Origin of the sequence: Microcoleus sp. (assembly GCF_041354475.1) — a bacterium.
In the GTDB taxonomy this organism is placed as follows: Bacteria; Cyanobacteriota; Cyanobacteriia; order Cyanobacteriales; family Microcoleaceae; genus Microcoleus.
This window is the reverse complement of record NZ_JBGJZU010000067.1, coordinates 1-26,160: the sequence shown is the minus strand read 5'-3', so window position 1 is coordinate 26,160 and position 26,160 is coordinate 1. Positions and strand designations below refer to the sequence as shown.

General features: G+C 46.5%; 26 protein-coding genes, 1 tRNA gene and 1 pseudogene. 12 read left to right on the top strand and 16 right to left on the bottom strand.

From position 1 onward, the window contains the following. Positions 1–33: 33 nt before the first annotated feature. Entirely contained in the window at positions 34–1,032 is a 999-nt protein-coding gene (locus tag ACBR23_RS21620) for a DUF5357 family protein (protein ID WP_371115308.1), read from the bottom strand. Between the two features lie 303 nt (positions 1,033–1,335). Continuing rightward, on the bottom strand, positions 1,336–1,854 hold the full coding sequence (gene fraC / locus ACBR23_RS21615; RefSeq protein ID WP_340523016.1) for a filament integrity protein FraC: 519 nt from the start codon (positions 1,852–1,854) through the stop codon (positions 1,336–1,338). Positions 1,855–2,106: 252 nt separating this feature from the next. Between fraC and ACBR23_RS21610 the strand changes: the two genes are divergently transcribed. From ACBR23_RS21610 to ACBR23_RS21600, 3 genes are all read left to right on the top strand, one after another. Further along, positions 2,107–3,240 (top strand): cob(I)yrinic acid a,c-diamide adenosyltransferase, encoded by a 1,134-nt coding sequence (locus ACBR23_RS21610; protein ID WP_340523015.1) that lies wholly within the window; start codon positions 2,107–2,109, stop codon positions 3,238–3,240. 151 nt (positions 3,241–3,391) lie between these two features. Continuing rightward, the gene (locus tag ACBR23_RS21605) at positions 3,392–3,589 is read left to right on the top strand and encodes a hypothetical protein (RefSeq protein WP_341739390.1); all 198 of its coding nucleotides are present in this window, start codon (positions 3,392–3,394) and stop codon (positions 3,587–3,589) included. Next, entirely contained in the window at positions 3,589–5,595 is a 2,007-nt protein-coding gene (locus ACBR23_RS21600; protein ID WP_371120404.1) for a calcium-binding protein, read from the top strand. Before ACBR23_RS21605 ends, ACBR23_RS21600 begins: the two co-directional genes overlap by 1 nt. Before the next feature lie 412 nt (positions 5,596–6,007). Here ACBR23_RS21600 and ACBR23_RS21595 read toward each other — a convergent pair whose 3' ends face one another. After that, positions 6,008–7,285: a lipid-A-disaccharide synthase gene (locus tag ACBR23_RS21595; RefSeq protein WP_371115311.1), complete on the bottom strand. Its 1,278-nt coding sequence runs from the start codon at positions 7,283–7,285 to the stop codon at positions 6,008–6,010. Positions 7,286–7,321: 36 nt separating this feature from the next. Here ACBR23_RS21595 and ACBR23_RS21590 point away from each other — a divergent pair, with 36 nt between their 5' ends. Further along, the gene (locus ACBR23_RS21590; protein ID WP_371120403.1) at positions 7,322–7,798 is read left to right on the top strand and encodes an ankyrin repeat domain-containing protein; all 477 of its coding nucleotides are present in this window, start codon (positions 7,322–7,324) and stop codon (positions 7,796–7,798) included. 132 nt (positions 7,799–7,930) lie between these two features. Here ACBR23_RS21590 and ACBR23_RS21585 read toward each other — a convergent pair whose 3' ends face one another. Continuing rightward, on the bottom strand, positions 7,931–8,113 hold the full coding sequence (locus ACBR23_RS21585; RefSeq protein ID WP_371115313.1) for a hypothetical protein: 183 nt from the start codon (positions 8,111–8,113) through the stop codon (positions 7,931–7,933). Positions 8,114–8,142: 29 nt separating this feature from the next. Between ACBR23_RS21585 and ACBR23_RS21580 the strand changes: the two genes are divergently transcribed. Next, the gene (locus tag ACBR23_RS21580) at positions 8,143–8,886 is read left to right on the top strand and encodes a Uma2 family endonuclease (protein ID WP_371120402.1); all 744 of its coding nucleotides are present in this window, start codon (positions 8,143–8,145) and stop codon (positions 8,884–8,886) included. A 180-nt stretch (positions 8,887–9,066) separates the two neighbouring features. On the opposite strand, the gene ACBR23_RS21575 is transcribed toward ACBR23_RS21580, so the two are convergent. The 3 genes from ACBR23_RS21575 to ACBR23_RS21565 all read right to left on the bottom strand — a co-directional run bounded on the left by ACBR23_RS21575 (position 9,067) and on the right by ACBR23_RS21565 (position 12,801). Then, the gene (locus tag ACBR23_RS21575) at positions 9,067–10,647 is read right to left on the bottom strand and encodes a DHA2 family efflux MFS transporter permease subunit (RefSeq protein WP_371120401.1); all 1,581 of its coding nucleotides are present in this window, start codon (positions 10,645–10,647) and stop codon (positions 9,067–9,069) included. 105 nt (positions 10,648–10,752) lie between these two features. Beyond that, positions 10,753–12,021 carry an MFS transporter gene (locus ACBR23_RS21570; RefSeq protein WP_371115315.1) on the bottom strand — a complete coding sequence of 423 codons (1,269 nt, stop codon included), beginning with the start codon at positions 12,019–12,021 and terminating at the stop codon, positions 10,753–10,755. Between the two features lie 267 nt (positions 12,022–12,288). Continuing rightward, a complete protein-coding gene (locus ACBR23_RS21565) occupies positions 12,289–12,801 on the bottom strand; it encodes a DUF2808 domain-containing protein (RefSeq protein WP_371115316.1) in 513 nt (170 codons plus the stop codon). 517 nt (positions 12,802–13,318) lie between these two features. Between ACBR23_RS21565 and ACBR23_RS21560 the strand changes: the two genes are divergently transcribed. From ACBR23_RS21560 to ACBR23_RS21550, 3 genes are all read left to right on the top strand, one after another. After that, positions 13,319–14,467: a Re/Si-specific NAD(P)(+) transhydrogenase subunit alpha gene (locus tag ACBR23_RS21560; RefSeq protein ID WP_341740263.1), complete on the top strand. Its 1,149-nt coding sequence runs from the start codon at positions 13,319–13,321 to the stop codon at positions 14,465–14,467. Between the two features lie 250 nt (positions 14,468–14,717). Further along, entirely contained in the window at positions 14,718–15,011 is a 294-nt protein-coding gene (locus ACBR23_RS21555; RefSeq protein ID WP_106150865.1) for an NAD(P) transhydrogenase subunit alpha, read from the top strand. Then, the gene (locus tag ACBR23_RS21550; protein WP_341739972.1) at positions 15,008–16,417 is read left to right on the top strand and encodes an NAD(P)(+) transhydrogenase (Re/Si-specific) subunit beta; all 1,410 of its coding nucleotides are present in this window, start codon (positions 15,008–15,010) and stop codon (positions 16,415–16,417) included. The genes ACBR23_RS21555 and ACBR23_RS21550 overlap by 4 nt, the downstream gene beginning before the upstream one ends. 231 nt (positions 16,418–16,648) lie before the next feature. Here ACBR23_RS21550 and ACBR23_RS21545 read toward each other — a convergent pair whose 3' ends face one another. Together ACBR23_RS21545 and ACBR23_RS21540 are read right to left on the bottom strand one after the other, a co-directional pair. After that, positions 16,649–16,876, bottom strand: a complete 228-nt coding sequence (locus tag ACBR23_RS21545) for a type II toxin-antitoxin system HicA family toxin (RefSeq protein ID WP_293192941.1) — start codon at positions 16,874–16,876, stop codon at positions 16,649–16,651. Beyond that, positions 16,869–17,096 carry a type II toxin-antitoxin system HicB family antitoxin gene (locus ACBR23_RS21540; RefSeq protein WP_332979094.1) on the bottom strand — a complete coding sequence of 76 codons (228 nt, stop codon included), beginning with the start codon at positions 17,094–17,096 and terminating at the stop codon, positions 16,869–16,871. The genes ACBR23_RS21545 and ACBR23_RS21540 overlap by 8 nt, the downstream gene beginning before the upstream one ends. Before the next feature lie 500 nt (positions 17,097–17,596). Between ACBR23_RS21540 and ACBR23_RS21535 the strand changes: the two genes are divergently transcribed. From ACBR23_RS21535 to ACBR23_RS21525, 3 genes are all read left to right on the top strand, one after another. Beyond that, positions 17,597–18,325 carry a peptidoglycan-binding protein gene (locus ACBR23_RS21535; RefSeq protein ID WP_341739973.1) on the top strand — a complete coding sequence of 243 codons (729 nt, stop codon included), beginning with the start codon at positions 17,597–17,599 and terminating at the stop codon, positions 18,323–18,325. Between the two features lie 161 nt (positions 18,326–18,486). Beyond that, positions 18,487–18,568 (top strand) — tRNA-Leu (locus ACBR23_RS21530). Between the two features lie 100 nt (positions 18,569–18,668). Beyond that, positions 18,669–18,974, top strand: coding sequence for a DUF4090 family protein (locus ACBR23_RS21525; protein WP_341734912.1), 306 nt, complete (start codon positions 18,669–18,671; stop codon positions 18,972–18,974). Between the two features lie 350 nt (positions 18,975–19,324). Here the strand turns inward: ACBR23_RS21525 and ACBR23_RS21520 are convergent, their stop codons facing one another. After that, positions 19,325–19,762 carry a DUF4079 domain-containing protein gene (locus ACBR23_RS21520; protein ID WP_340524892.1) on the bottom strand — a complete coding sequence of 146 codons (438 nt, stop codon included), beginning with the start codon at positions 19,760–19,762 and terminating at the stop codon, positions 19,325–19,327. 203 nt (positions 19,763–19,965) lie between these two features. On the opposite strand from ACBR23_RS21520, the gene ACBR23_RS21515 reads away from it, so the two are divergent. After that, positions 19,966–21,555, top strand: coding sequence for an Hsp70 family protein (locus ACBR23_RS21515; protein ID WP_371120409.1), 1,590 nt, complete (start codon positions 19,966–19,968; stop codon positions 21,553–21,555). 395 nt (positions 21,556–21,950) lie between these two features. On the opposite strand, the gene ACBR23_RS21510 is transcribed toward ACBR23_RS21515, so the two are convergent. The 6 genes and pseudogenes from ACBR23_RS21510 to ACBR23_RS21485 all read right to left on the bottom strand — a co-directional run. Beyond that, positions 21,951–22,583: a Uma2 family endonuclease gene (locus tag ACBR23_RS21510; RefSeq protein WP_371118092.1), complete on the bottom strand. Its 633-nt coding sequence runs from the start codon at positions 22,581–22,583 to the stop codon at positions 21,951–21,953. Between the two features lie 78 nt (positions 22,584–22,661). Further along, positions 22,662–23,183 (bottom strand): L,D-transpeptidase, encoded by a 522-nt coding sequence (locus tag ACBR23_RS21505; RefSeq protein ID WP_371118093.1) that lies wholly within the window; start codon positions 23,181–23,183, stop codon positions 22,662–22,664. Positions 23,184–23,242: 59 nt separating this feature from the next. Then, positions 23,243–23,881, bottom strand: a complete 639-nt coding sequence (locus ACBR23_RS21500) for a bifunctional 4-hydroxy-2-oxoglutarate aldolase/2-dehydro-3-deoxy-phosphogluconate aldolase (RefSeq protein ID WP_371118096.1) — start codon at positions 23,879–23,881, stop codon at positions 23,243–23,245. Between the two features lie 185 nt (positions 23,882–24,066). Then, complete coding sequence (gene psbC, locus ACBR23_RS21495) at positions 24,067–25,446, bottom strand: photosystem II reaction center protein CP43 (RefSeq protein WP_340524897.1); 1,380 nt, start codon at positions 25,444–25,446, stop codon at positions 24,067–24,069. A 135-nt stretch (positions 25,447–25,581) separates the two neighbouring features. Then, the gene (locus tag ACBR23_RS21490) at positions 25,582–25,905 is read right to left on the bottom strand and encodes a zinc ribbon domain-containing protein (protein ID WP_371118094.1); all 324 of its coding nucleotides are present in this window, start codon (positions 25,903–25,905) and stop codon (positions 25,582–25,584) included. Next, positions 25,889–26,160, bottom strand: a pseudogene (locus ACBR23_RS21485) (photosystem II D2 protein (photosystem q(a) protein)); the annotation flags it as partial. The pseudogene ACBR23_RS21485 and the gene ACBR23_RS21490, both read right to left, overlap by 17 nt.

Genomic DNA, 26,160 nt, shown 5'->3' with positions numbered 1-26,160 from the left:
GAGAGTCGGGGTTATTGGTATTTAGCAGCAGGATCAAACTTGACTATCTCCTCCACTTCCATTCTTTTTTAGCCCCGGCTTAGAGCGTTTGATAGCCCCACAGTCTACCGTCGCCGCATTACCAATATTTATCACTTCGCAAGACTGGGTAAAGGAATATATTTCCGGTCTAAAAACCAGTCCTAGCCAAGTAGCTTGCATCTCTAACTGATAACGAGACTCTCCTTGGACGATGGAAGTTTTGACATCCCAACTCCCATCTTCTGGAACTATCTGAAGTTTTTTCAACGCTTCATTTTTGAGGAAAAATCGCTCGTTGTCAATATCTATCAGCATTTGTTCTATCTGCGCCCAAGGTTTGGTTGCTGCTTGATTTTTGAGATATTTTTCCATTTCATTGAGGATAATTACACCTCTAGAACGATTAATTGTTGGGCCTTGAAATGTCACTAAATAATGACTTTCTTTCATATTTTGTGACAAAACACTTGGATAATCTTGCAGCCAACCTTGAATCAAAAAGTGGAAAGCAAACCAACAAGAAATCATCACATGAATCAGGGTTAAAATTAAAAATTCCGGTTGAATTAGCGACTTAATTTTGTCCCATTTGGATTCACTATTCCAAATTTCTATGGCCGCGAGAACCACTACTGCGATCAGCGGTCCTGCTATCCATGCTATGGGGCGATTATCTGGCGGCAATCTGACTAATAGCCACAGGCCAACTAAGACACTTGTCACCCACGGACTAATACTGACTCCGTAAATCACAAAAGGTGGCTGACTGGTCAACAGACCCATTGAGATTATAAAAGATAACCAACTCAAATCAGCAATGGTTGTTCTGGTTGGCCCGTCTGTGAAGGCTGCCACGGACAGTAATGCCAACAATATGCTAATCAGTAAAGGTGTTTTCCAGTGGACAACTTTAGGCGGAAGTATCTGCTTTTGGACTTTTTTATTGACTTCCCAAAGGTTGTTTGTCAGCTTCGTCAGTTGCTTGGTGATGTCTAAAAATTGCTTCATCATATAGAAGGAAGATGGAAGATGGAAGATGGAAGATGGAAGATGGAAGATGGAAGATGGAAGATGGAAGATGGAAGATAGAAGATGGAAGATGGAAGATGGAAGATGGAAGATGGAACCCTAGGGAGCATCCCAATTTTGCATAGGCGAAGCATGACCGCAGACAATTTGTTAGTGATAACCAGAGATTTACAACGGTCATGCTTCGCCCCTACGAATATATTTGCAAAACACAGATGCACCAGAACGCTAGGTCATACTTTCGGGGATTAAGTAATTTCTAATCACCGATAAGTTTGCTATTTTTTAATTCGATGTTTGCAAAAATAACAAGGTTAGAATGACACAATTGCTAACTGTATGGGCAATTAACATTGCGCCAAAAACAGTGGTTACTTGGAAAGTTTTTTGGGGAGGACGCTTGGTGAGGCTGGGTGGCCCTATGAACTGAGGCTTAGAAGTTTTTTTAGTACCAGCTACCAAATTTTGGAGAAATTCTAATCCTTCCCACTTGGCAAAAAAAGTGATTGCTAAAAGTAATACAGCAATCAGAGTTATGGCTGGGTAAATATCGCGGCCTCCTCCTAAGATCATGTAATCTATGAGCTGTTCTCGCAGGTCTTTTGGCATCACGCTTTCAAGGCCGAAGAAAAGGAACCAACCTAGACAGGCGCAAGATAAATTGAGGATAGTTGTATATTCAACGCTGGTTTTGGGGTCTAGTTTAAGTAGTTTTTGTAGGAACCACGATTCGATCGCGATCGCCACAAACAAAATTAAAATTTGCAGCAAAACAGTCGGAAATGGAAAAACACTCGCAATCATAAAGTTTACAACTATAACGGCTGGGTAGAATCTATTCCGCCACCGGGCACAAACAGGACGACAACGATCGAGCTAATTTGCCCTCTTGATATTTTCAGCCTGGACATTTTCGCCAATCTGTCGGACATGGCATGGTAGCAGATTATCAGCTTGTTTATAGTATAATATGTCGAGATCCATTAACAGGATGGAAACATTAAAACATTAAATTCCCTCAGCTACCGACCCCAAGACAGACTAAAATAATTGATTATGGTAAGGAATGGCATTGGTATTCGGACAGCATCATCCCGATCGGAACGCGCGGCCGGTCAGATTCACGTCTATGATGGCGCTAGCAAGGGCAAGTCTCAGGCTGCTTTAGGGGTAGTTTTGCGCTCGATCGGGCTGGGTATCAATTCAGACTCCCCCACGCGAGTCTTACTGCTGCGCTTTCTCAAGGGACCAGGCCGCTCCTACGACGAAGACGGGGCCATAGAAGCCTTGCAGCGGGCATTTCCCCACTTAATCGACCAAGTTCGGACCGGCAGGGCTGAATATTTTGGGCCAGAAGCTATCACCAGATTCGATCGCACCGAAGCCCAGCGCGGTTGGGATATCGCCAAAGGGGCGATCGCCTCAGAGCTATATTCTGTAGTGGTACTAGACGAATTAAACCCGGTTTTGGACCTAGGTTTGCTCCCAGTAGATGAAGTAGTCCAAACCCTCAAACACAAACCAGAATATCTAGAAGTAATCGCCACAGGGAGGGCTACCCCCCAAGCTTTGCTCGATATTGCTGACTTGCATTCAGAAATGAAACCCCACCACCACCCCGCAGCAGCCGAACACAATATTTCTGGTATTGAAATATACACAGGTGCGGGGAAAGGAAAGTCTACCAGCGCCCTGGGCAAAGCTTTGCAGGCGATCGGCAGAGGTATTAGTTTAGACCAATCTCACCGGGTGTTAATCGTGCAGTGGCTCAAAGGAGGCACCGGTTATACGGAAGACGCGGCAATTGCAGCTTTGCGCCAAAGTTACCCGCAGCTAGTGGATCACCAACGGTGCGGGCGGGATGCTATAGTTTGGCGGGGGCAACAGCAAGAGTTGGACTGCACCGAAGCTGAACGGGGTTGGGAAATCGCTAAAGCGGCGATCGCCAGCGGTTGGTATAAAACAATTATTCTCGATGAACTCAATCCCACAGTAGACTTAGAATTGCTGCCGGTAGAGCCGATCGTGGAAGCCTTGCTACGCAAGCCCCGCGATACGGAAATCATTATCACCGGCCGCTGTCATAAACCCCACGCTTACTTTGATTTGGCAAGTGTACATTCAGAGGTATACTGTCACAAACACTACGGCGATCGGGGGGTAGAGCTCAAGCGCGGCGTAGACTTTTAATGCCTAGATCGGAACCACTTTTTGATCCTAAATCTCTAATTTCCCTGTTTGGACGCGATCCCACCTCGCTCATCCACCATGGAACATTCAGAATATCAATCGCGTCTTCGAGAGCGTAAGCACCTCCGAGGGTCCAATTAGGATCATTAAAATGGTGAAGAAATTGAAAATAAAAGCTTACAACGAAAAAATAGCCAGTCTAGAAAGTCTAGACAGAGTTAACACAACTAGACTAGACTTGCGACGAGCAAACAAGTTAAACTACAGCGGCATCCAAACATTCGGTGTTTTAGGCAGTCTCTGTAGTCGCAACAGCGATGACAAATTAAGTAGAGGAGTGAATCTGTAATGACAACGCTAAATAACAATGCTAATGTAAGGGATTTGAACGATACGGGACTCGGACCGGATACAATCTTTGCCGGAGCTGGGGCTGATTTCATCAGAACTTCTACCTTGGGCGGCAGCTTAATATTTGGCGAAGCCGATAACGATACTATCGTTTCCGTTGGCCCGAACGATACTATCTACGGTGGTGACAACGAAGACTCTATTAGATCTCAGGCTACTGGCGCCTTCCTGTTTGGCGACGGAGGCAATGATACGATAGTCGCTGAACTCTCCGCTACGATACAGGGCGGTGCGGGAGACGATGTCGTCCAAGGTACTGCCGAAGCTAACGTCATATATGGTAATCAGGGTGCAGATATACTTTTGGGCGGGAGCAAGGGCAGAGACAGCCTCTACGGTGGCAAGGGAAATGACTCCTTGGGTTTCTTCAAAGCAGGTGGAGACAACAACCTCAATCTTACGTTATCTGGAGGCTTCGGTGGCAATCAAGGAAGCAACTACTTGCGGGGTGACTCTGGTGACGACTTGGTTGTGGGTATCAATATCAGAGACACTCTCTTAGGCGGTAAAGACAAAGACACGCTGCAGGGTGTTGGCAGCAGCAGCTACCTGGATGGCGGTGAGGGCGACGATTCTTTATATATTAAGAATGGCATCCAGACCCAATTCAACGCATTCAATGGTAACAACGAGACTTTGACTGCCGGCGTTGAAAAAATCACTTTGCTGGGCGGTGCTGGCAACGATACTATCACTGGCGGTTACGGCCAGTCGGGTGGTGGCAAAAACTTGTTTGACGGCGGCGACGGTAACGACAGGATCACGGTTTTCGCCACGCAGGATACCGCCCTCGGAGGTGCAGGCAATGACTTCATCGAATCGACTACTACGCCACCCACATTTAACCCATTACCTAACCCAGCGGGTCAGACATATGTAGGCTCTCGGAGTTTACTGGACGGTGGAGCGGGTAATGACACGCTGAAGGGTGGTTTTGCGTCTGATACGTTACTTGGCGGTGCAGACAACGACAGCCTGAGCGGTATCTTTAGCCTAGCTTCCGGTGGAGACGGCAACGATACTATCAATGCCAATGTTACTTTTGGTGGTACTAATCCTACTTCTATTACTCTCGAAGGCGGCCTGGGTGACGATAGCTTAATTGGCAATCTTAGTGCCGGCGTCATCAGCACCATCACCAACATCATGAATGGTGGTGGAGGAAATGACACAATCGTCTTTGGTACTGTGCGCGATACTCTGGTCGGTGACTCTGCCGGCAATGACGTCATCTACTACGCTAGCAGTGTTAATTTTGCCTCACCCAATGTTACAACTGTCAACAGGATTACCGACGACCAGGGCAACAACCTCATCTTTGGTGCCAATGGTACTGATGTGATTACTACCGGTAGCGGGAATGACACACTGTATGGCGGCCCAGCCAGTCTTATCACCCCAGGAAATGACGGAGACGATACCTTGAATGCCGGTGGCGGCAACGACGTGTTGCTCGGCGGCTTTGGTAACGACTACTTGATCGGAGGCGATGGCGACGACTCTCTCGGTGGCGGGGCTGGTGCTGACACCCTGATTGGTGGAGCTGGTAATGACAGCTTCTACTACAACAACTTCGGCGAGGGTGTCTCTATTGGTGGCGCACCCAACTTCCTACCTACCAATACCAACCCAGACCAAATTGGTGACTTTGTGTCCGGTCAAGACAAGTTGGTGTTCCAGCAGACAGGCTTCAGCGCCTTGAACGCATTTCCTGACACCAATCGACTTTCTTCTGGGTCTTTGTTGGTGCTTGAGACTGGGGCTTACAGTAGCCGTTTTGGTCCAGCAGGGGCTGCTACCAATCAAGGATTCCTCTTCTATCAAGCTGAAGACGGACGACTAGGATATGACCCTGATGGTATTGCTGGTGCTAACCCAGGGGTGACGCTGGCCATCCTGAACGGCAAACCGGGTCTATCGGCTTCGGATATTACCCTGATTTAATTGGGCTAGGAGTGGGCACGGTAGGATTCTGAAAAGAGCGACCCACGAATTCTCAAAACTTAATGTGTTATGTTTCGAGCTGGGGATATCTATCCCTGGCTTTTTTATTGCCATTAGGAATTAGGGCATGGGGCATGGGGCGGGGGCGGGTTTATGAGATTGTTGGTTTTTGGCAATTATGGTTGGTGAACCCGCCCCTACATCAATGGTGCAATCTGTAGGGGCGGGTTCGTCGATGAATCTTGGCAATCACAAACAATCTTAAAAAACCCGCCCCCACCCAACCAATAACCCCGATTTACTTAAGGACATCAGAAATCGGTGAACTTGGCCCGCCCCTTAGATTCCATAAGTCTTTTGCGTAGATAAGCTGCTATTACTGATGATGTATCGCGTAAATGTACCACATTATCTACAATATTTTATTATGTTCTTCATAAACCAATTCAGCGATTTTATTCGCCGCCCCGAATTCTCCTCGAACTGCACGCAAACGATCGCCCATTTGTGCTAATTTTTCAGGATGACTCAAATAGTCGATCGCCAACCCGGCCACTGCTTCCGGTTCCAGTTTCCCAACCAACTCTGGTACAATCTCTGCTTGCGCCCAAATATTCGGCCAAGCATACAGTTTTCGCTTCCCCAATCGCCAAATTAGCCAATTAATCACCGTCGCAAAAACTGAACCAACTAAGGGCAAATTTGCCAACAATCCCGGCAAACCATCCCAAGCCTTCATCGCATCCAATTGCTGCGTTGGTAGCAAAACAATCATCGGTACAGCTAAAGAACCCAATTCGGCGGTATTGGCTCCCACAGTAGTTAAACACAAACTGCATCCTGATAGCAAATCATAGGCTGGTGTCTCAGTCCAAAGTTCTATTTGTAAGCCATTTGCTGTCATTAAAAATGGTGATTCTGTTACATGAAGTTTGGCGCTGGAGTTGGCAAATAAATGTAGACAAGGATTTTTTTCGGGGTCTGCAAAACCTGCTAAAGTTTGGATGTCTATGGTGGGAGCAACCGGAATTACAAAGCGAGTTTCCGGGCGGAGGCGATGGATGGATTGGGCGATCGACAAACACAAAGGCACGCCTAAAGCTAGTTTTGCCGCCTTTGAGCCTGGTAACAATCCAATTAGTTCTTTTGGAGGAGTTGGACGAGGCAGAGCCAAAGCATCTGCGTTTCCAGCCAGAGCCTGGGAACGAGAAACCTCGGCAATTAAATCTCCGACAACTGTAAATTTATTAGCATATTTTTGGGGTATTTTATCAATAACTTGGGGTTTCATGGCGGCAAATTTATCAATCCAGCGATACCACCTTGCCTCCCATTCTGCATAAATAACAGTGCGATATTTGAGCCTTTTACCAATAACAACTGTAAAAAATTGGTCGCCACCTAAAAATAAAACAACTCCTTTTTCATGCCAATCCCAATTTTCAACTGTTTTGCCGGATAATAGGAATGGCAAAAAATGCTCTGGTGCTTGCACTCTGTCAACTTCGGGGTAGGAACTGGCGATTTGTGCTTCTTTGCCCGTGGCGTGGGGACAGGGGGACAGGACAACGGAAATACGCACAGATGTGCGATCGCATCCTAAATGTTCTCGCAAGGCTTGTACGACGGGACGTACCCAGGTTGCTAATTCTCCGGGGCCGTTAGAGAGGACTAAAATATCTACTGCCATGGGATTTAAGATTTTAGAGGATACAAAGGAGAATATATGACCGATTTAATTAATGCCGCCAAAACTGGTGATGTTTCTACTGTAGAATCTGCGATCGAACAATGTGCAGATATCAATGCCAAAGATGAGGAAGGTGCTACGGCTTTGACGGCTGCGGCTGAGGCTGGCAATACTGAACTCGTGACAAAATTGCTCGCTGCTGGTGCCGATGTCAACAGTCAGGATAATGACGGTTGGACACCTTTAATGAGCGCGGCTGCTGCCGGACATAGAGAAATTGTACAACTTTTGTTGGAGGCGGGAGCTCAGGTGAACGCTAAAACAAATTTTGGTTTGACAGCTTTAATGAGTGCCGCTGGTAGTGGACGGACTCAAGTTGTGGAGTTTTTAATCGAGAAAGGAGCTGATATTAAGGCTAAGGATAACAACAGTTGGACTGCCTTAATTTGGGCATCTTCTGAGGGGCATAAAGACGCTGTTGAGGTGTTGAAACTAGCGCGCGATCGGCATTAGAACTTTTGCAAAAATACAATGCACCCCACCCCAACCCTCCCCTTACTAAGGGGAGGGGGCAAGATTATTCTTGTTTCCTCCCTTACTAAGGGGGGACTAAGGGGGGTGAATTTGACTTTTGCAAGATATTTATTAAAGACTTAGCAGGTGCATCTCATTTTGGCAAATATCTTCGTAGGGGCGAAGCATGACCGCAGACAATTTATTAGCAATCGCCAGAGATTTAATGCCGGAATGCTTCGCCCTTACCAAATTGAGATGCACCCGACTTAGCAACCGGGTTTCTGCAATAAACCCGGTTTCTGGATGATACAATTAATCAATAAATTTGCCATTTTTCTATCATGGTACTATTCGATCGAGAAATGCGTTTGCCAACTAGCGCCGAACTTCCGTCTTCGGATGATACTCCAGTGGATAACGAAAATCAAAACTTTCTTCCCAACTTACTATTATTCTTGCTCAAATTTCACTGGCGGCAGCGGAACGACTGGTTTTTTGCGGTGGATATGGGAGTTTATCACACGACTGGAGTAAGTCATCTGGTTCCAATCGTTCCTGACGGCTTCTTGAGTTTGGGTGTCGAAAGGTTCAAAGGCGATACTTTGCGCCTCAGTTACGTCCTTTGGGAAGAAAATAATATTCCCCCGATTTTTGCCCTAGAAATTGTTTCTCAAACTTACGGCGGTGAATACGATAAAAAAATTGATATTTACGCGAAGTTGGGCGTACTGTACTATGTGATTTACAACCCCTACTACTGGCGGCGAGACCAACATCAACCGTTTGAAGTTTATCGTTTGGTAAATGGCGAGTACGAACAGCAAATTGGTGAACCTTTCTGGATGCCGGAAGTGGGTTTAGGAATCGGTCGAGGTCGTTACAATGATGGAGAAACACAGTTAGAGGTTTTGTACTGGTTTGATGAACGAGGCAATAGGTATTTGACGGCTGAAGACACTGCCTATCGAGCACAGCAAAGAGCTGAGGAATCAGAACAAAGAGCGGAGGAATCAGAACAAAGAGCGGAGGAAATACAGCAACAGCTTGCCAGATACCGCGATCGCTTTGGCGAGTTGCCCCAATAGGAAAGTGCGATCGCCCTTTTTGTTGAATGTGCGATCGTATTCCCCAGCAACAATCAGCCAAATCCCCAATAGCTTCGAGATTTCTAGCCAAGTAGAGATCAGGACTGTCAACAGTTAATTTGTAGGGTAAGTCTAGATTCCACCTGTTCCACAATAGTTATGGGAAATTATTAAACAGGTCTAATGTGCACCCGCGCCACCGCCACCAGGTTTCACTTTTTTAAAGCCCAGAATCGCAATTCCACTTAACAATAAAGCAATGCCCACAAAGTAAAAACAATCATTAAAAGCCATCACATAAGCTTCCCGGCGGACAATATTATCAATAGCCTTAATTGCCTGATCTTTCGCCACGCTGACATCAGCACCCCGACTCACAAAAAACTGAGTCATTTGATTAATTCGTTCCTGCGTCGCCGGATCGTACAAAGAAATCGATTCCCCTAAACGATTCGAGTGAAACTGCTCCCGCTGCGTCACCAAAGTGGCTAAGGCCGCAATCCCCATGGAACCTCCCATATTTCGCATCATATTAAACAAACCCGAAGCCGAACCAGCCTCGTGTTTCTCCATACCCGCAGTGGCGATCGTTGATAGCGGTACCATGATTAAAGGCTGCCCAAAAGCCCGCACTAATTGCGACCAACGTAACTGATCGATACCCGTATCGTGAGTCATGCTGGCATTCATAAAACAACTCAGCGCAAACAAACTAACACCCACAGCAATCATCAGCCGCATATCGATGCGCTGCATCAATTTCGGCACTATCGGTACGATGAATAACTGCGGTACTCCCGCCCACATAATTACCTCGCCAATTTGCATGGCATTGTACTGCTGAATTTGACCTAAATACATCGGCAAAATAAACACTGAACCGTACAATCCCACTCCCAAGGATACATTCACAATAGTAGCTAAACCGAAATTGCGACGTGTCAGCAACCGTAAGTTAATAAAAGGTTTTTTTCGCGTTAGTTCGATCCAGAAAAAAGTCCCCAGAAAAATTGCAGCAATGATGCTGAGACGGACAATAAACTCCGAACTAAACCAGTCTTTTCGACTGCCTTCTTCTAAGACAACTTGCAGGGAACCCAAGCCGATCGCCATAGAGATGATTCCCCACCAGTCGCCCCCTTTTAGCAGTTCTAATTGCATCGGCTTAGGGTCAATTGCGTACCACACAGCGGCTAGCAGCAGCATTCCCGGAACCAAATTTAAATAAAACACATATTGCCAGCCGTAATTCTCTGTCAGCCATCCTCCTAATGTCGGTCCGATCGAGGGTGCAAAAGTAGCTGTCAGAGCAAACATTGCCATGCCAATTGGCTGTTTTTTGGGTGGCAAATTCGTCAGCAAAAATCCAAACGCCATCGGAATTAAAATGCCGCCTGTAAACCCCTGCAAAGCTCGAAATACAATCATTGAATTCAAGTTCCACGCCCAAGCGCAGCACATGGAAAAAAATGTGAAGAAGGCGGCATTTACTAAGATGTATCGGCGCACGGAAAAAACTTGGGACAGCCAACCTGTCATGGGAATTACGACGATTTCTGCGACGAGGTAAGCGGTGGAAATCCAAGAGCCTTCTTCTAAGGTTGCGCCTAATGCTGCTTGAATGTCTTTGAGGGAAGCGTTGGTGATTTGTATGTCTAAAACTGCCATGAATGCGCCGAGAATTGTTCCCATGACGCCGATCCAGGTTTTTAGGGGAACGCGATCGCTTTGCTGTTCTATAATTGCACTGGTATTGACCATTGGTTTTACCTCTGGTGTAATTAATTTGGATTTTTTAACCGCAGAGGGCGCAGAGGGCGCAGAGTAAGAGAGGGGAAGAGAAAAAGAGGGTTTTTTACAAGTTGTTTAGGAAATTAAACCCATTTTTTGATAGATTGGTGTAACTAGGTGTTTTAAGGCTGGCAATTGTTTGGTGAAAACTGTGGCTGCTAATACACAAATTATCCCTCCGATTAGGACTGTATTGGGTGCTCCGATATAGTTGGCTAATCCACCTGCTACTAAGTTGCCAAAGGGGGTGACTCCAAAAAATGCCATTGTGTAAATGCTCATGACTCTGCCGCGTTTTTCGTCGTCAACTATGGTTTGCAAAAATGTGTTTCCTGCTGCAAATTGCAAGATGAAACCAATTCCTACAAACAGCATCATGATTAATGATAACCACAGGGTTTTTGACAGGGCAAAACCGATTAGTCCAAAGCCCATAACTGCTGGTGAGATGGCTATTAATTTGCCGATGCCAACTACTGTTTTGCGGGTGGTTAAATAAATCGCTCCTGCGAATGCCCCTATTCCAGAAGCTGCCATCAAAAAGCCTAGGGTTTCTGGGCCACCGTGCAGAATTTTTGTGGCAAATATTGGGACGAGCACGGTGTGTGACATTCCGGCAAAGCTGACTAATGCTAAGAGCAGTAAAATGGCTCTAATTGGCGGAAATCCAAAGGAATAAACGAATCCTTCTTTTAATCTTTGTAAGGGTTTTGTATTGGTTTCGGCAATTTTTCTCGGTTTGATCTGCATGGCTAATAAGCCTGCTATGACGGCTATGTAACTGAGTCCGTCTATGAGAAAACAATAACTTGGGCCGACTGTGGCTATCAGCAAACCTGCCAGGGCTGGGCCGATTAATCTGGCTCCATTGAACATGGAAGCATTAATGGCGATCGCCTGTGCTAAATCTTCTTTCTTTTCTACGAGTTCTGGTACAAAAGCTTGGCGGGCTGGCGCGTCAAAAGCATTAATTGCTCCTTGACATAAACTCAGTATAATTATCTGCCAAATGTTGATGATTCCTGTGAGGGCCAAAAATGCTAGGATTAATGATTGAACCATCGCTAATATTTGAGTTGCAATTATTACTCGGTGGCGGTTCCATCTATCTATTAAAACTCCTGCAAAAGGCAGTAATATTAGTGTGGGAATTTGACTTGTGAATCCTACTAAGCCGAGCATCCAAGGTGAATCGCTCAAATTGTACACAAGCCAAACAGTAGCAACTTGCGTCATCCAACTGCCAATCAGAGAGATGCCTTGTCCTGCAAAAAATAGGCGATAATTTCTCGATCGCAGCGCGCGAGGAAGTTTGATATTTTTAACTTTGGCTAGTGGATTCATTTGATGTAAGTAGAAGGAATCAGGAAGATTGTTGATACAGTAAGGTTTTGGAATATCTGTGTATTACGTTTACTTAAGTGAATTTACTGAGTTTATTTGATATTAAGTTAAGTTATACCTAGATACCCGACTTCTTTTAGAAGCCGGGTATCTAACAGTTTATTTTACCGATCGCTGAGGATTGGTGTATGAGTCGGAGGTTATATTTTTCGGTTCCCCAAAACCAGGAAAGGATAAATTTATGCCCCCAAGCCGATTTTGTTGCTTTTAATCAATGCTCAACAGCCAAGTACCGAGGTAACGTAGCAAGGGGACATCCCCAGGGGTGCGGATGCGAACGTTGAAATTGTACATTCCTCCTGGCGATGGGTTTTTGACGTTGGAGAGCACAACCTCAACATTGTTGCCGGCAGCAATGGGATCTTTGGGATAAATTTCTATGAAACGATTTTCTTTGTCCCAGATTACTTCTTGCAATTCTATTGATTTGTTTTTGACGCGCACTTGAATGTCTTTTTGGTCGAATTCACCTTTGTAGTAGTTTGGATAGGAAATGTTGAGTTGGGCGATCGCCAGACTTACTTTTTTGGCTGGAATGCGCAGTCTATATCTGTCACCACTCATCCCAGATTTGCCGTAATCTAACCGATAGTTTAACTGATTGCCGCGCTCTGGGCCTCCGAAAATTGTGAATCCCGGCATTCCTTGGGCTAAAGCCAAGGTGGGTAAACCGGACAGCAAGCAACCTGTAACCGCTAGTGCTGAAAATAATCGTCGCATAACAACTCCTCTAACTAAAATTACGATCGAACCTTGAATATTTAGCAAATATTTAGTGCTGACAATTGGCTATTAGATCTCCAATATTACCGACTCTCTGAGAAATTTGATGGGGGCGAGCGCTGAACAATATAGTTGAATTTTTTGAGGCCATATCCTAGGCTGACAGTTAAGATACAGAATTACTAAGTGGTTTAGTATATCATGCTTTGACTCAAATTTCACTGTTTTGGAAATTTCAATCTATAAGACAAGTTAAAGATACGGCTAGAACTTGACCGATCGGCTTTAGTATCAACGAGAGAAGTTTAGGGCAAAGGCTGCTCCAATGTAAAGCAAAGCATCTGGCGATTAAAAATCGCACTTTAGTAGAGAAACCTGTTCCGGCTGGTTTTGTCTGTGTAGACGCGGTGTCAACCGCCCTGTATGCGTGCAGTAGAGGGTGAAAATTCAATGACTGGCTGTCGCTACATTCGATTTTCGCCCTCGAAGTGGTTTCAACTTACCGAGTTTTTTTATGAAATTAGCGATCGCCAAAGAAATAGAAGCAGGGGAACGCCGGGTAGCCTTAGTACCCGACGCTGTAGCCAAATTCGTCAAACAAGGTGTCGAAGTTTGGGTTGAGGCCGGTGCCGGAGCAAAATCCTTTTTCTCGGATCTTGCTTACGAACAAGCTGGCGCCAAAATTGTCGCCGATACCGCTACGCTGTGGGGCGAAGCCGATGTCGTCGTCAAAATCGCCCAATTGCAAGAGTCAGAAGTTCATCAACTTCCCGAAGGTGGAGTTTTCATCGGATTTTTGAATCCTTTGGGAAATCCAGCTTTGGTGCAGCGTTTAGCCGATCGCAAAGTAACAGCATTCAGCATGGAAATGATTCCGCGCACCAGCCGGGCTCAAAGCATGGATGCGCTGTCATCCCAGGCTAACGTGGCTGGTTACAAAGCGGTACTGATTGCAGCGGCGGCTTTACCAAAGTATTTTCCGATGCTGACAACGGCGGCGGGTACGATTCGCCCCGCGAAAGTCTTGGTAATGGGTGTGGGCGTTGCGGGCCTACAGGCGATCGCCACAGCCCGTCGTCTGGGCGCAGTCGTCGAAGCCTTCGACATCCGCCCGGAAACTAAAGAACAAGTGCAAAGCTTGGGTGCTAAATTTATCGATGTCGAACTCAAGGAAGAAACAGTAGCAGCAGGTGGCTACGCCAAAGAATTATCGGAAGCAGCGAAAGAACACACCCGCCAAGTGCTCACCCAGCACGTCGGCGCTTCCGATGCAGTAATTACAACTGCTCAAGTTCCTGGTAGAAAAGCCCCGATTTTAGTTACTAGAGAAATGGTTTCTCAAATGAAACCGGGAGCAATAATTGTTGACCTTGCGGCAGAACAAGGCGGCAATTGTGAGTGCACGGAAGCGGGTAAAGATGTGGAATGGAACGGCGTTAATGTGATTGGACCGATTAATTTACCATCCTCAATGCCTGTTCATGCTAGCGAAACTTACTCGAAAAATGTCTCGGCTTTACTTCAGTTGATGCTGAAAGATAAGGAGCTAAATCTAAATTTTGAAGATGATATCATCGCTGGTGCTTGTGTGGCTCGCGATGGGGGAATTAGCAATCAGCGAGTGCGGGATGCTTTGAATACTTCCGTAGTCAGTAGGCAGTAGGCAGTGGGCAGTGGGCAGTAGGCAGTGGGCAGTAGGCAGTAGGCAGTAGGCAGTAGGCAGTAGGCAGTAGGCAGTAGGCAGTGATTATTTCCAACAACTAACAACTATCAACTGACAACTATCAACTGACAACTAACAACTAACAACTGACAACTAACAACTAACAACTAACAACTGACAACTAACAACTAACAACTAACAACTGACAACTGACAACTGACAACTGACAACTAACTAATTCACAAGTGTTATGGCAGAAGGATTGATTGCAGGTTTAGTGGTGTTTACTCTAGCATCGTTTGTGGGATTTGAAGTTATTAACAAAGTCCCGCCGACGCTACACACACCTTTGATGTCGGGTTCTAATGCGATTTCAGGAATTGCGGTTTTAGGCGCAATTCTGATTTCGGGCCAAGGTAATGTGACTGTTACTTCGATTTTGGGGACGATCGCGATCGCCCTTGCCACAATTAACGTTGTCGCCGGTTTCTTAGTAACCGATCGAATGCTACAAATGTTCAAGAAAAAAGAGGTTAAAGCGTGAGTGATTTTCTGCCCAGTGGCATTCAACTAGGTTATTTAGTTGCCGCATCTTTATTTATTATCGGTTTGAAACAGTTGGGATCGCCCGCAACTGCGCGTCAAGGGAATGTGTTAGCTGCGATCGGGATGTTAATTGCGATCGTCGGTACATTGCTAGAAAAACAAGTCATCAGCTACGAATTAATTGCTGTCGGGATCATCGTCGGTTCCATTTTGGGAACAATTATGGCGAAAACCGTGGCGATGACGGATATGCCGCAGATGGTGGGTTTGCTTAACGGTTTCGGGGGCGCGGCTTCTGCACTCGTTGCTGTGGGGGAATTCTGGCGCTATCTCAGCATCCCAGAATCGCCGGCACCTGATGCCACAATCACAATTCTTTTGGGCGTGTTGATTGGCGGGATTACTTTCACTGGTAGCCTTGTGGCGTTTGCGAAGCTGCAAGAATTGCTACCGGGTGCGCCGATGACGTTTCCGCTGCAACAGCCGTTTAATGCTGCGCTGGCGATCGCACTTTTAGCCGGCAGCGGTTATATGTTGTTTAACCCGGAGGATGTGCCGGTATTCCTGGGTTTGGTGCTGATTTCCAATATCCTGGGAATCATGTTTGTGCTCCCGATTGGTGGTGGCGATATGCCCGTGGTGGTGTCGCTGCTTAACTCCTATTCGGGGATTGCCGCGAGTGTGGCTGGGTTCATTTTGATGAACAATATGCTGATTATCGCTGGTGCCTTGGTGGGTGCGTCGGGGATTATTTTGACGCAAATCATGTGCAAGGGGATGAATCGATCGCTTTCTAGCGTGTTATTTAGTGCCTTTGGTAGCGGTGGTGCTAGTGCTGGGGCTGCTGGGGCTGCTGCTGGGGCGATCGACAAAACTGTGCGCAGCATTAATCTCGAAGAAAGTGCGATGATGTTGGGTTATGCGCGATCGGTGGTAATTATTCCCGGCTACGGGATGGCTGTAGCGCAAGCACAGCACGCCGTGCGCGAGTTAGCCGACGGTTTGGAAAAAATGGGTGTTGACGTGAAATACGCGATTCACCCGGTGGCTGGGCGGATGCCGGGGCACATGAATGTGTTGCTGGCGGAAGCAAACGTGCCTTACCCGCAGTTGTACGACATGGAAGACATCAATCCGCAATTTGACGAGACGGATGTGGCGTTGGTGATTGGTGCTAATGATGTGGTGAATCCGGCGGCGCGTCACGATACGGCTAGCCCGATTTATGGGATGCCGATTTTGGAGGTTGATAAGGCTAAACATACGATCGTGATTAAGCGCGGGATGAGTGCTGGTTTTTCTGGTGTTGACAATGAGTTGTTTTATAAGGATAAGACGATGATGTTGTTTGGTAGCGCTAAGGATGTGGTTGCCAAATTGGTTTCTGAGGTGAAGCAGTTGTAGGATTGCGAGGTCTAGAAACCGGGTTTTTTTACGACAATATTTCGCTGTAGTCGATAAATTTGATGAAAAACCCGGTTTCTTTAGTCGTAGTGCGAGGCCAGAAACCGGGTTTTTTTACGACAATACTTTGTTGTAGTCGATAGATTTGATGAAAAACCCGGTTTCTTTAGTTGTAGTGTGAGGCCGAGAAACCGGGTTTTTGTTTTGAGTTTGTATAGATGCTAATCTAAGCTATTCGTTCACTTCAAAGAGATATCGAGGTAATCCTGACTGCCGAATAATAGACTGCAAAGTGCCAATTTTAATTTCTGAATAATTGGGTACAGGAACCGTTACAGTTGTATTGGGTAGTCGCTGCTGCATGATAATATGACTGCCGCGCTGCCGCACTTGAACAAAGTCATATTGTTCTAAAATTTGACAAACTTGAGCCGCTGATAGAACCCGCAGTTTACCCAACGCTCACCTCTACACGAGTCACAAAAAATTCACTATGCAGCCGATTCTTTACTTCAGAAGGATCTGCTGTCTCAAAAAATAGTTCCAGCGCCTCGATCAGATTACGTCGCGCTTCTTCTATATTGTCACCTTGGCTGGCAATATCAAGTTCTGGGCAAAGGGATACATATCCATCGCCTTCTCGTTCAATAATTGCTGTAAACTGTTGTGTTGACTTCATAATTTGAAGTGGCGGACTGCCAAGCTCAAACAATTATACTTTTACTTGATATTATATCACATCTCTACAGGACTTACGCACTCCGACGAAGAAACCGGGTTTTTACCTAATCTGTCGGTAGCAACGAAGTATTTTCCTAAAAAACCCGGTTTCTGGGCCCCCATCTCCAGGACTATTCTATTAGCCTTCGATCCAGATTGCCAAATTTCTGCCGAAATATACCGGGTCATCGCCCTGGGTCTATGTATATTTGTGTAGCCTATATTTGTGCAACCTAGTGGAAGTAAGCCCACCATCGATCTAATTCCCAACTTGGCGATCGCCCAATAGAGGCATTCCCCTTGATTCCTATAGTGTTTGACCCCTTACTAATTCATTGGTATCACTCTATCTAACATTCCTTAGATATGAGTAAGTGTGTCCTGCATGGTATTACAATTGAACACAGAAACCATAAAACAGTCCTAATTTACAAAACTTTACTATCGAGAGGAAAACCTATGCGTGTGACTACTGCAACGATTCTCGGTCTAGTGGCTCTGGTCGCTCCTGGATTCACCAGGAATGCTACCGCAGCTTTCGAGTCCAAACCCTTTGTCCAAGAACAGTACCGCAGAGACTTTGTGGCTCCGGCTGACCCTGGTACTTCCTCCCCAGAGGCGAATTCCCAAACAGATATGTTTAACAAGCCTTTTTATGCCGGGGAGCAAAAACCAGTCAAAAAGGAAAAAACTATATCCGCAGGAGCAGACGGACCGGAAGTTGCAGCCATACAACAACGGTTGCAAATTCATGGTTTCTCCATCGGCACGATCGACGGTGCCTATGGCTCCCGCACCACCGCTGCTGTCAGTGAATTTCAACGAGCTAAGGGGTTGGATTCAAACGGCATCGTAGACAAAGAGACTTGGACAGCATTAGCAGCCGATCCGGTATCTGCTTCTAAAACTGTTGAGGAGGAATCTCCGATTCAGAAGGATGCTTCAGTTCCTAGCAACCCTCCCAGCAACGCTCCAACCACTGTAACTATTCTCTCTAAAGGCTCCTCTGGTGCAAAAGTGAAAACACTACAGGTGCGCCTAGAAGTTCAGGGTTACGATCCAGGTCCGATCGACGGTATTTTTGGTGCCAAGACCATTGCTGCTGTCAAGGGGTTTCAGGATGACAAAGGTTTCAAGGCAGATGGAGTGGTAGATGACACCACTTGGAAAGCACTGGGTCAAAAATAAGTTAGCATCACCCACCAGCCAACCCGGTTTCAACCTCCCCAAGTCTAAAGTCGGGGATGCTTGCCCACCCTCCCACTAGGCTGACTCAGAACCAAAACCGGGTTTTTCAATTAGGCTTGACAAATAAAATAGTATGTGGTAGTTTTGTTTAATGTGACTACGCGGATATGGCGGAATTGGCAGACGCGCCAGATTTAGGTTCTGGTTCCGAGAGGAGTGAAGGTTCAAGTCCTTTTATCCGCATTAGATTCAATCCTTGATTTGTCAAGCATTTGAGCTTAATTGGAATTCCCAGCTTGAGGTTTTCCGGTCGAGCGATCGTCTTTTTTTTAAATTATCACCCATGTCTGAAGAAACAAAATCAGTGGCTCAATCTACAACTGGCGCAGATGCTATCGATGTCGCGATCGCCTCTGGTATAGACTTTGATGGCTCTCCAATTCCCCAGGCAAAATTAGACCTTTACGAGAAAGTAATGGGATTAGAAGCCGGGAGACAGCGTAGTGGTGTATCAAATACCATGCGATCGCGCATTGTCCGCATCGGTGTCAAACACCTGCCTCAAGCAGAACTAGATCAAATGCTGATCGCTGCTGACTTTGCACCGCTCAAAGATAAAGAAGTTGCCTTTTATTACGGCGGCAAGTAACTGAGAATTTATATCAAATCCGTTGGTATCGTCCTGTATTCATCTCTCTCTTCTCCTCCTCTGCGCTCTCTGCGCTCTCTGCGGTTAAATCATTCCGATACAACCGGAATTGATATCAAATCCGTTGGTATCGTCCTGTATTCATGTCTCTCTTCTCCTCCTCTGTGCCCTCTGCGCTCTCTGCGGTTAAATCATTCCGATGCAACCGTAAACGATATTACACAAAAACCCGATTTTCTGATACCAAATCCTACCCCCTGGTTTTTCACTCTCGCGTGGCGCGGACGAAAGTTTGCGTAGTAGCGCTTTCAACCGCCGAATCATAAACGGCCTAGCAAACTGCAAAAACATCAAGGCAAATACTTTTGGACAATAGTCCATCCTGTCAGCAACACCAGCACAAATCCCCCACACAAAGTCAAATTAGCGCCGATATGTAAAGGACGAGCCCAAGGATTTTTGGGGCTAATTTGCAGACCGCTAGCAACAGAAACTAACACCAAAGTAACAACTGCTAACCCCACAGGCAAATGAGCAGAATGACCTAAATAGCCGTATTCTCCCAGGGTTCCAACTACGCCAATTCCCAGTAGTAAAATTACCAAAGTCGCCATCCCCGCACCTGTGGCTAAATGGAAAGGACGCAGCCATTTTGGACGGGGGTTTTTGGTGCTACGAGCCGCAAACATCCACGTTCCAGTAACCGCCAGCAACAGGTAAGCAAACAGGGAAAAACCCATGGACCAAGCCGCTATTTTCCACAACCACAAGAAAGAAGGTAGGTTCATCTGCTGCATCCCTAATCAGAGATTGCTCAAAAAGTCTCATTTTGATTTTAGCTGGAATTGAAAGCAAAAATAAATAATCTAGCGCTCCAGGGCGATCGACTCAGGGGTAGCCAGCAATTTTCTGCCTGAAATATCCTATTTGCATAGGTGTCTCCAAATACCCTAATATGCTGTAATCCCTAGTAGCTGTGTATTTTGCTTCAATGGCGATCGCAATTGATTTTGGAACTAGCAACACCGTCGTCGCTCGCACGAATCCGGCGACATCCAAGCCCGAAACTTTGAAATTGCCGGGACTATCGGCAATTTCAGCTCAAAATCCACCCCTAATTCCTAGTCTGCTCTATGTTGAGAACGCTGCTCACAATCAAGTAATACTTGGTCAACAAGTCCGCGACAAAGGCCTTGACTTGAGCACGGATAATAGGTTTTTCCGCAATTTCAAGCGAGGAATTGGCACTCCCATTCAGGGTTTTGTCCCGGAACTTGACGGAAAAATAGTTAGTTTTGAGCAAGTAGGACAGTGGTTTTTGAGTCAAATTGTCGGCTCCATTCGCGAACTGCCACTACCTGTAGATTCTTTGGTTTTTACCGTTCCTGTAGACAGTTTTGAAGCTTACCGCAATTGGCTGGGAAAACTCTCTCAATCCTTGCAAGTAGAACAGGTGCGGATGTTGGATGAACCCACGGCTGCTGCTTTGGGTTACGGTTTAGGCGATCGCGAAAATCTGCTAGTGATTGATTTCGGTGGCGGTACTCTCGACCTTTCCTTAGTGCGTTTAGATATTTCTGCCAACAAAAAGCCCCTCGGTTTCCTGCTGAAATGGGGTGATAAGTCCCTGGCTGAATCTTCAGGACAAAAAGCCAAAATAGCCCGTGTTTTAGCTAAAGCTGGACAAAATTTAGGCGGTTCGGATATTGATAATTGGCTGGCAGATGATTTCATCAAAACTACAGGAATGATGCCATCTTCCATCATCACCAGATTAGCCGAACGTTTAAAAATTCAATTGTCTGTGCAAGAACGGGCTACAGAGGTCTATTTTGATGAAGAAAATTTTGAGACTTATGAATTAGAATTAAATCGCGATCGCTTTGAAGCCATCCTCGCCGAACATCAGTTTTTTGACAACCTCGATGAGTCCATGAATCAAGTATTGCAGCAAGCGCGCCGTCAGGGTTTAGAAATTGGGGATATCGACGCAGTTTTGCTAGTTGGCGGCACTGTACAAATTCCGGCTGTAAAACGGTGGGTTGAACAATATTTCGATCCAGCAAAAATTAAGTGTGACAAGCCCTTTGAGGCGATCGCCCAAGGTGCTCTGCAACTGAGTCAAGGTATACAAATCAAAGATTTTCTCTACCACAGTTACGGCATTCGTTACTGGAATCGTCGCGAAAATTGTCATAGTTGGCATAACTTAATCAAATCCGGTCAGTCTTACCCGATGACCGAACCAGTAGAATTAGTATTGGGAGCTTCTCTAGAAAATCAGCCGAGTATAGAATTAATCATCGGTGAATTGGGAGCGGAAACTGGTGGCACAGAAATCTATTTTGATGGTGATAGACTCATTACTCGCCAACTCGCAGGCCAAACATCCGTACAACCGCTAAACGACAAAGACGGATCTCGCAGCATCGCTCAATTGACACCGCCGGGGTATCCGGGAGGCGATCGCATAAAAGTTTTGTTCCGCGTTGATGAACAGCGTTTTCTGCGAATTACCGTCGAAGATTTGCTGACAAATCAAACTTTGTTAGAGGATAAACCCGTGGTGCAGTTAAGTTAAACAACGCAGATTTCCGACTTTTTTCTACTCGTTCCCCGGCTCTGCCTGGGAACGCAGATCCAGAGGCTCTGCCTCCAATTCCCCACTCGTCCACTCGTTCCCCGGCTCTGCCTGGGAACGCAGATCCAGAGGCTCTGCCTCCAATTCCCCACTCGTTCCCCGGCTCTGCCTGGGAACGCAGATCCAGAGGCTCTGCCTCCAATTCCCCACTCGTTCCCCGGCTCTGCCTGGGAACGCAGATCCAGAGGCTCTGCCTCCAATTTGTAGGTTCTAAGAGCGAGGCAGAGCCTCTAGACATCGGTTCCCAGGCAGAGCCTGGGAACCAGTTAACCAGTTAAAACCAGTTAAAATGCCGTGTCCCTACAACGCCCGATACCACAACCCTTCTAGTTAAGCTAGCTTGGAGGCAAGTCAGCCCGAAAAATCTGCTCGGCCGTCAAACTCAATTCTGGAAAAGCCACGGACTCGACCCTCTCACTTCCCCTAAACTGTTGAACCTGATACTCCCCATCTACCAGTTGGTAAACCGAGATTGTGGGTTGCTTAGGATTACCAATGAACTTGCGACCGCCTAAACCGAGATAGTCTACAATCCAGTATTCAGAAATGCCCATTTCCTCATAGTCAGAGGCCTTGAAAAAATAATCATCCCGCCAGTTTGTGCTGACCACCTCTACAGCCAGTCGAACCGAACTACCCATCGTGATGATCGATTCTTTTTTCCAGCGTGGTTCGTTTATAAGTGCGGTTCGGTCTAGCACAATTACATCTGGTTGGTAGCCTGATTCGTTACGAGAAAGCTTGAGTAAGCAGTCACCTGGAATTGAATAAGGCAATTGCAGTCGCCTGATTTCAAAATTGATTTCACTCGATATAAAGCCCGTAACGTCGGAATGGTCGCCAGTTCCTAAAGGCATTTCAACAATTACTCCGTTGTGTAGTTCGTACCGGTGGACAGAGTTTTCTGGATACCAGGCAACGAACTCATCAAACATCAAAGTTTTTGTCTTGGATATGGTTTGGATCATGCGCTTTCTGTCTCCTTTACTAGATATCCGCTAGACATCAACTAGCTTCTTTACTTCCTATGCCCCATGCCCCATGCCCTAAATTTCAGATTTGTGTACCACCACAGGTGTTCCCACCGATGCCCAATTGAAGAGCCATTTAGCGTGATTTACCGCCACATTTGTACAACCATGAGTCACAGGATTGCCAAACAAATTGTGCCAATAAGCGCCGTGGATTGCCATCCCACCATCGTAATACATGGTATAAGGAACATCGGGGACATCGTAGTCCGGCCCAGTCATCCTAGCAACCCGATATTTAGTTTGAATTGCAAACGTTCCCGTGCGCGTGGGAGTCGATGATTTGCCACTGGAAATATTGACAGCATAAACTGATTTATTTCCTTCCCAAGCTATGAGCTTTTGTCTTGATATATCGATTTCAATCCAGCGTTGACTAGATTGTTGCAACTCCATAATTCGATAGGCAATGGTGTTGTGCTGTTCGCCAGCAATTACAGCAGTTGAACCACCACAAAAAGCTGCAATTGTCAAGGCGAAACCAGCACAGAAAGTTCCAACGCAGCGGAAGTAACTTGAGTTTATATTGTTTTTCATTTCTCACACCTCAGCTCATTTGAAAATTCAAATTTGAGATTTTAGATTAGGAAACAGGATTAAGAAGTTGTTAAGTTTTTGGTGAGAGTGCGAGCAATTTGGGCGATCGCCTCCCAATCGCCATTAGCCACCAAATGTTTAGGAAATAAGTCTCCAGCTAAACCAACCGCGATCGCCCCAGCATCAATAAATACCTTCGCATTATCCAGCGTCACCCCACCCGTCGGAATCAAAGGAATGTCACCCAGCGGGCCTTGCAGAGCTTTCAGGTAAGCCACACCTCCCAAACTCGATATCGGAAACACCTTAACGCAGGTAGCGCCCGCTTGCCACGCCGTCACAATTTCCGTGGGAGAGAAAGCACCAGGGACGATCGGCACTCCCGCGTCAACAGCTACTTTAATCATAGCTACATCAGTGTGAGGAGTAAACAGGAATTGAGCGCCACAAGCTATAGCTTCCTGCAACTGTTCTAAATTCAATAATGTGCCAGTACCAATACTAAAAGTAGGAAATTCCAAGCGGAGTTGAGAAATTAACTCACCCGCTTTTTCAGTATTCCAAGTAATTTCAATAAACTCAATTCCCCCTTTAGCTACAGCTTGTGCCATCTGCCAAGCCATTGCCCGATCGTCCGAACGGATAACTGCGATCGCCCGACGTGTTTTTAGTAAACTCAACCAAGTTAGACGAGCCATATCAAATCCCTTGATATCGGAATTATTCATCTCTCCTTCTCTGCCTCTGCGGTCTCTGCGGTCTCTGCGGTTAAATAATTCCGAAACCATATCATTGTATTACCAGATCTCAACAAAAAGGCTCCTGCGATTAAACAGGAGCCTTTTAATGATTAGACAATCAAATCAGCAATAAATGCGATCGATTAATCCAAATCAGGCATCGAAAGAACCGCTTCCGTCTCACGATTGATACCCTTCTCAAAGCCAGCGACAGCCGCGCGAGCGCGACCAGCGTGCCACAAGTGGCCGACCAAGAAAAAGAAACCCATCACAAAGTGGAAACAGGACAACCAAGAACGAGGAGAAGTGAAGTTAAACGAGTTAACTTCAGTCGCCACACCACCCACAGAGTTCAAAGAACCCAAAGGAGCGTGAGTCATGTACTCAGCAGCGCGGCGAGCTTGCCAAGGCTGAATGTCATTCTTAATTTTGTTCAAATCCAAGCCATTAGTACCACGCAAAGGTTCCAACCAAGGACCTTGGAAATCCCAGAAACGCATGGTTTCACCACCGAAAATGATTTCGCCAGTAGGAGAGCGCATCAGGTACTTACCCAGACCAGTCGGGCCTTGTGCAGAACCGACGTTAGCACCCAAGCGTTGGTCGCGGATCAAGAAGGTCAAAGCTTGCGCTTGAGAAGCTTCAGGACCAGTCGGGCCGTAGAATTCGCTGGGGTAAGCAGTGTTGTTGAACCAAACAAAACAGCAAGCGATGAAGCCCATCAGGGACAAAGCACCCAAGCTGTAAGACAAGTAAGCTTCGCCAGACCAGATTAAGGCGCGACGAGCCCAGCCGAAAGGCTTGGTCAAAATGTGCCAAACACCGCCAGCAATACAAATCAGGCCCAGCCAGATGTGACCGCCGATGATGTCTTCCATGTTGTTGACGCTGACTATCCAGCCTTCGCCACCAAAAGGAGAACGAACCAAGTAGCCAAAAATCACAGCGGGGTTGAGAGTCGGGTTCGTGATAATACGCACGTCGCCGCCACCCGGAGCCCAAGTGTCATAGACACCGCCGAAGAACATGGCCTTAGCAACCAGCAGCAAGCAACCGCCACCCAATAAAATCAGGTGATAGCCGATGATGTTGGTCATCTGGTTTTTATCTTTCCAGTCGTAGCCGAAGAACGAAGAATATTCTTCGAGGACTTCAGGGCCGCGAACGGCGTGATAAATGCCGCCCAAACCGAGAACAGCAGATGAAATCAAGTGGAGAACACCGACTACGAAGAACGGGAAGATGTCTGTAACTTCACCGCCAGGGCCGACGCCCCAACCCAAAGTAGCGACGTGAGGCATCAAGATTAAGCCTTGTTCGTACATGGGCTTTTCTGGAATAAAGTGAGCGACTTCAAACAAAGTCATTGCTCCAGCCCAGAAAACGATCAAGCCGGCGTGAGCGACGTGGGCGCCGAGCAGTTTGCCGGAAAGATTGATCAAACGAGCGTTGCCAGACCACCAAGCGAACCCGGAGGACTCTTGGTCGCGACCGCTTGCATAGGAATTAGAGAGCGTTACCACGCGGTATAACCTCCATCAATTGGGGATTTTTGATTGGGAATTTCAGGTTTTTTCGTTACCAGATTGGTTGCGGGGAAGCAGCCCCTCCGCCTGGGAACTAGGATTTGGAGATCAGTGTGTGAACGAACCTGACGGTCAGCGGAGTACCGCTAGACCCCAGGCTTCTATTTCCCTTTGTGCAAGGGCTTTTTTGAGTGACGGAGTTCCCCCGCCACTTTCATGACTCAGGCCAATCTTTTTGATAAGTTTAGCCGAGTTTTCGTCTCGATCTAAAGACTCTCCGCACCGACAACAATGCCACCTTTGTGCCAATTCTTTCGGTACTTTGTTGAGGCAATTCCAGCAATACTGAGAAGTTCCCTTGGGTTCGACGAACAAAACGTTTTTACCCAATTTCCAAGCAACATACTTGAAAATATTGGCAAATTGGCCGTGAGCAGCATTAAAGTGCGTTACCACGAGGCAGAACTTCTTCTGGGAAGATGAAGTTTTCGTGTGGTTGGTCGGTTGGAGCCATCCAAGCACGAATACCTTCGTTCAACAGAATATTCTTAGTGTAGAACGTTTCAAACTCAGGATCTTCTGCTGCACGAAGTTCTTGGGATACAAAGTCATAGGCCCGCAGGTTTAATGCTAAACCGACGATACCCAAAGAGCTCATCCACAAGCCTGTGACAGGTACGAACAACATGAAGAAGTGTAACCAACGTTTGT

Excerpts from the sequence above, each read along its gene's own strand:
- ACBR23_RS21575 (WP_371120401.1), bottom strand. The coding sequence starts at position 10,647 with ATGGTCAATACCAGTGCAATTATAGAACAGCAAAGCGATCGCGTTCCC.
- ACBR23_RS21580 (WP_371120402.1), top strand. The coding sequence starts at position 8,143 with ATGGTACTATTCGATCGAGAAATGCGTTTGCCAACTAGCGCCGAACTT.
- ACBR23_RS21520 (WP_340524892.1), bottom strand. The coding sequence starts at position 19,762 with ATGAACCTACCTTCTTTCTTGTGGTTGTGGAAAATAGCGGCTTGGTCC.
- ACBR23_RS21605 (WP_341739390.1), top strand. The coding sequence starts at position 3,392 with ATGGTGAAGAAATTGAAAATAAAAGCTTACAACGAAAAAATAGCCAGT.
- ACBR23_RS21525 (WP_341734912.1), top strand. The coding sequence starts at position 18,669 with ATGTCTGAAGAAACAAAATCAGTGGCTCAATCTACAACTGGCGCAGAT.
- ACBR23_RS21500 (WP_371118096.1), bottom strand. The coding sequence starts at position 23,881 with ATGGCTCGTCTAACTTGGTTGAGTTTACTAAAAACACGTCGGGCGATC.
- ACBR23_RS21505 (WP_371118093.1), bottom strand. The coding sequence starts at position 23,183 with ATGAAAAACAATATAAACTCAAGTTACTTCCGCTGCGTTGGAACTTTC.
- ACBR23_RS21570 (WP_371115315.1), bottom strand. The coding sequence starts at position 12,021 with ATGAATCCACTAGCCAAAGTTAAAAATATCAAACTTCCTCGCGCGCTG.
- ACBR23_RS21565 (WP_371115316.1), bottom strand. The coding sequence starts at position 12,801 with ATGCGACGATTATTTTCAGCACTAGCGGTTACAGGTTGCTTGCTGTCC.
- ACBR23_RS21620 (WP_371115308.1), bottom strand. The coding sequence starts at position 1,032 with ATGATGAAGCAATTTTTAGACATCACCAAGCAACTGACGAAGCTGACA.
- ACBR23_RS21595 (WP_371115311.1), bottom strand. The coding sequence starts at position 7,285 with ATGGCAGTAGATATTTTAGTCCTCTCTAACGGCCCCGGAGAATTAGCA.
- ACBR23_RS21560 (WP_341740263.1), top strand. The coding sequence starts at position 13,319 with ATGAAATTAGCGATCGCCAAAGAAATAGAAGCAGGGGAACGCCGGGTA.
- ACBR23_RS21535 (WP_341739973.1), top strand. The coding sequence starts at position 17,597 with ATGCGTGTGACTACTGCAACGATTCTCGGTCTAGTGGCTCTGGTCGCT.
- ACBR23_RS21590 (WP_371120403.1), top strand. The coding sequence starts at position 7,322 with ATGACCGATTTAATTAATGCCGCCAAAACTGGTGATGTTTCTACTGTA.
- ACBR23_RS21610 (WP_340523015.1), top strand. The coding sequence starts at position 2,107 with ATGGTAAGGAATGGCATTGGTATTCGGACAGCATCATCCCGATCGGAA.
- ACBR23_RS21510 (WP_371118092.1), bottom strand. The coding sequence starts at position 22,583 with ATGATCCAAACCATATCCAAGACAAAAACTTTGATGTTTGATGAGTTC.
- ACBR23_RS21540 (WP_332979094.1), bottom strand. The coding sequence starts at position 17,096 with ATGAAGTCAACACAACAGTTTACAGCAATTATTGAACGAGAAGGCGAT.
- ACBR23_RS21555 (WP_106150865.1), top strand. The coding sequence starts at position 14,718 with ATGGCAGAAGGATTGATTGCAGGTTTAGTGGTGTTTACTCTAGCATCG.
- fraC (WP_340523016.1), bottom strand. The coding sequence starts at position 1,854 with ATGATTGCGAGTGTTTTTCCATTTCCGACTGTTTTGCTGCAAATTTTA.
- ACBR23_RS21600 (WP_371120404.1), top strand. The coding sequence starts at position 3,589 with ATGACAACGCTAAATAACAATGCTAATGTAAGGGATTTGAACGATACG.
- ACBR23_RS21515 (WP_371120409.1), top strand. The coding sequence starts at position 19,966 with ATGGCGATCGCAATTGATTTTGGAACTAGCAACACCGTCGTCGCTCGC.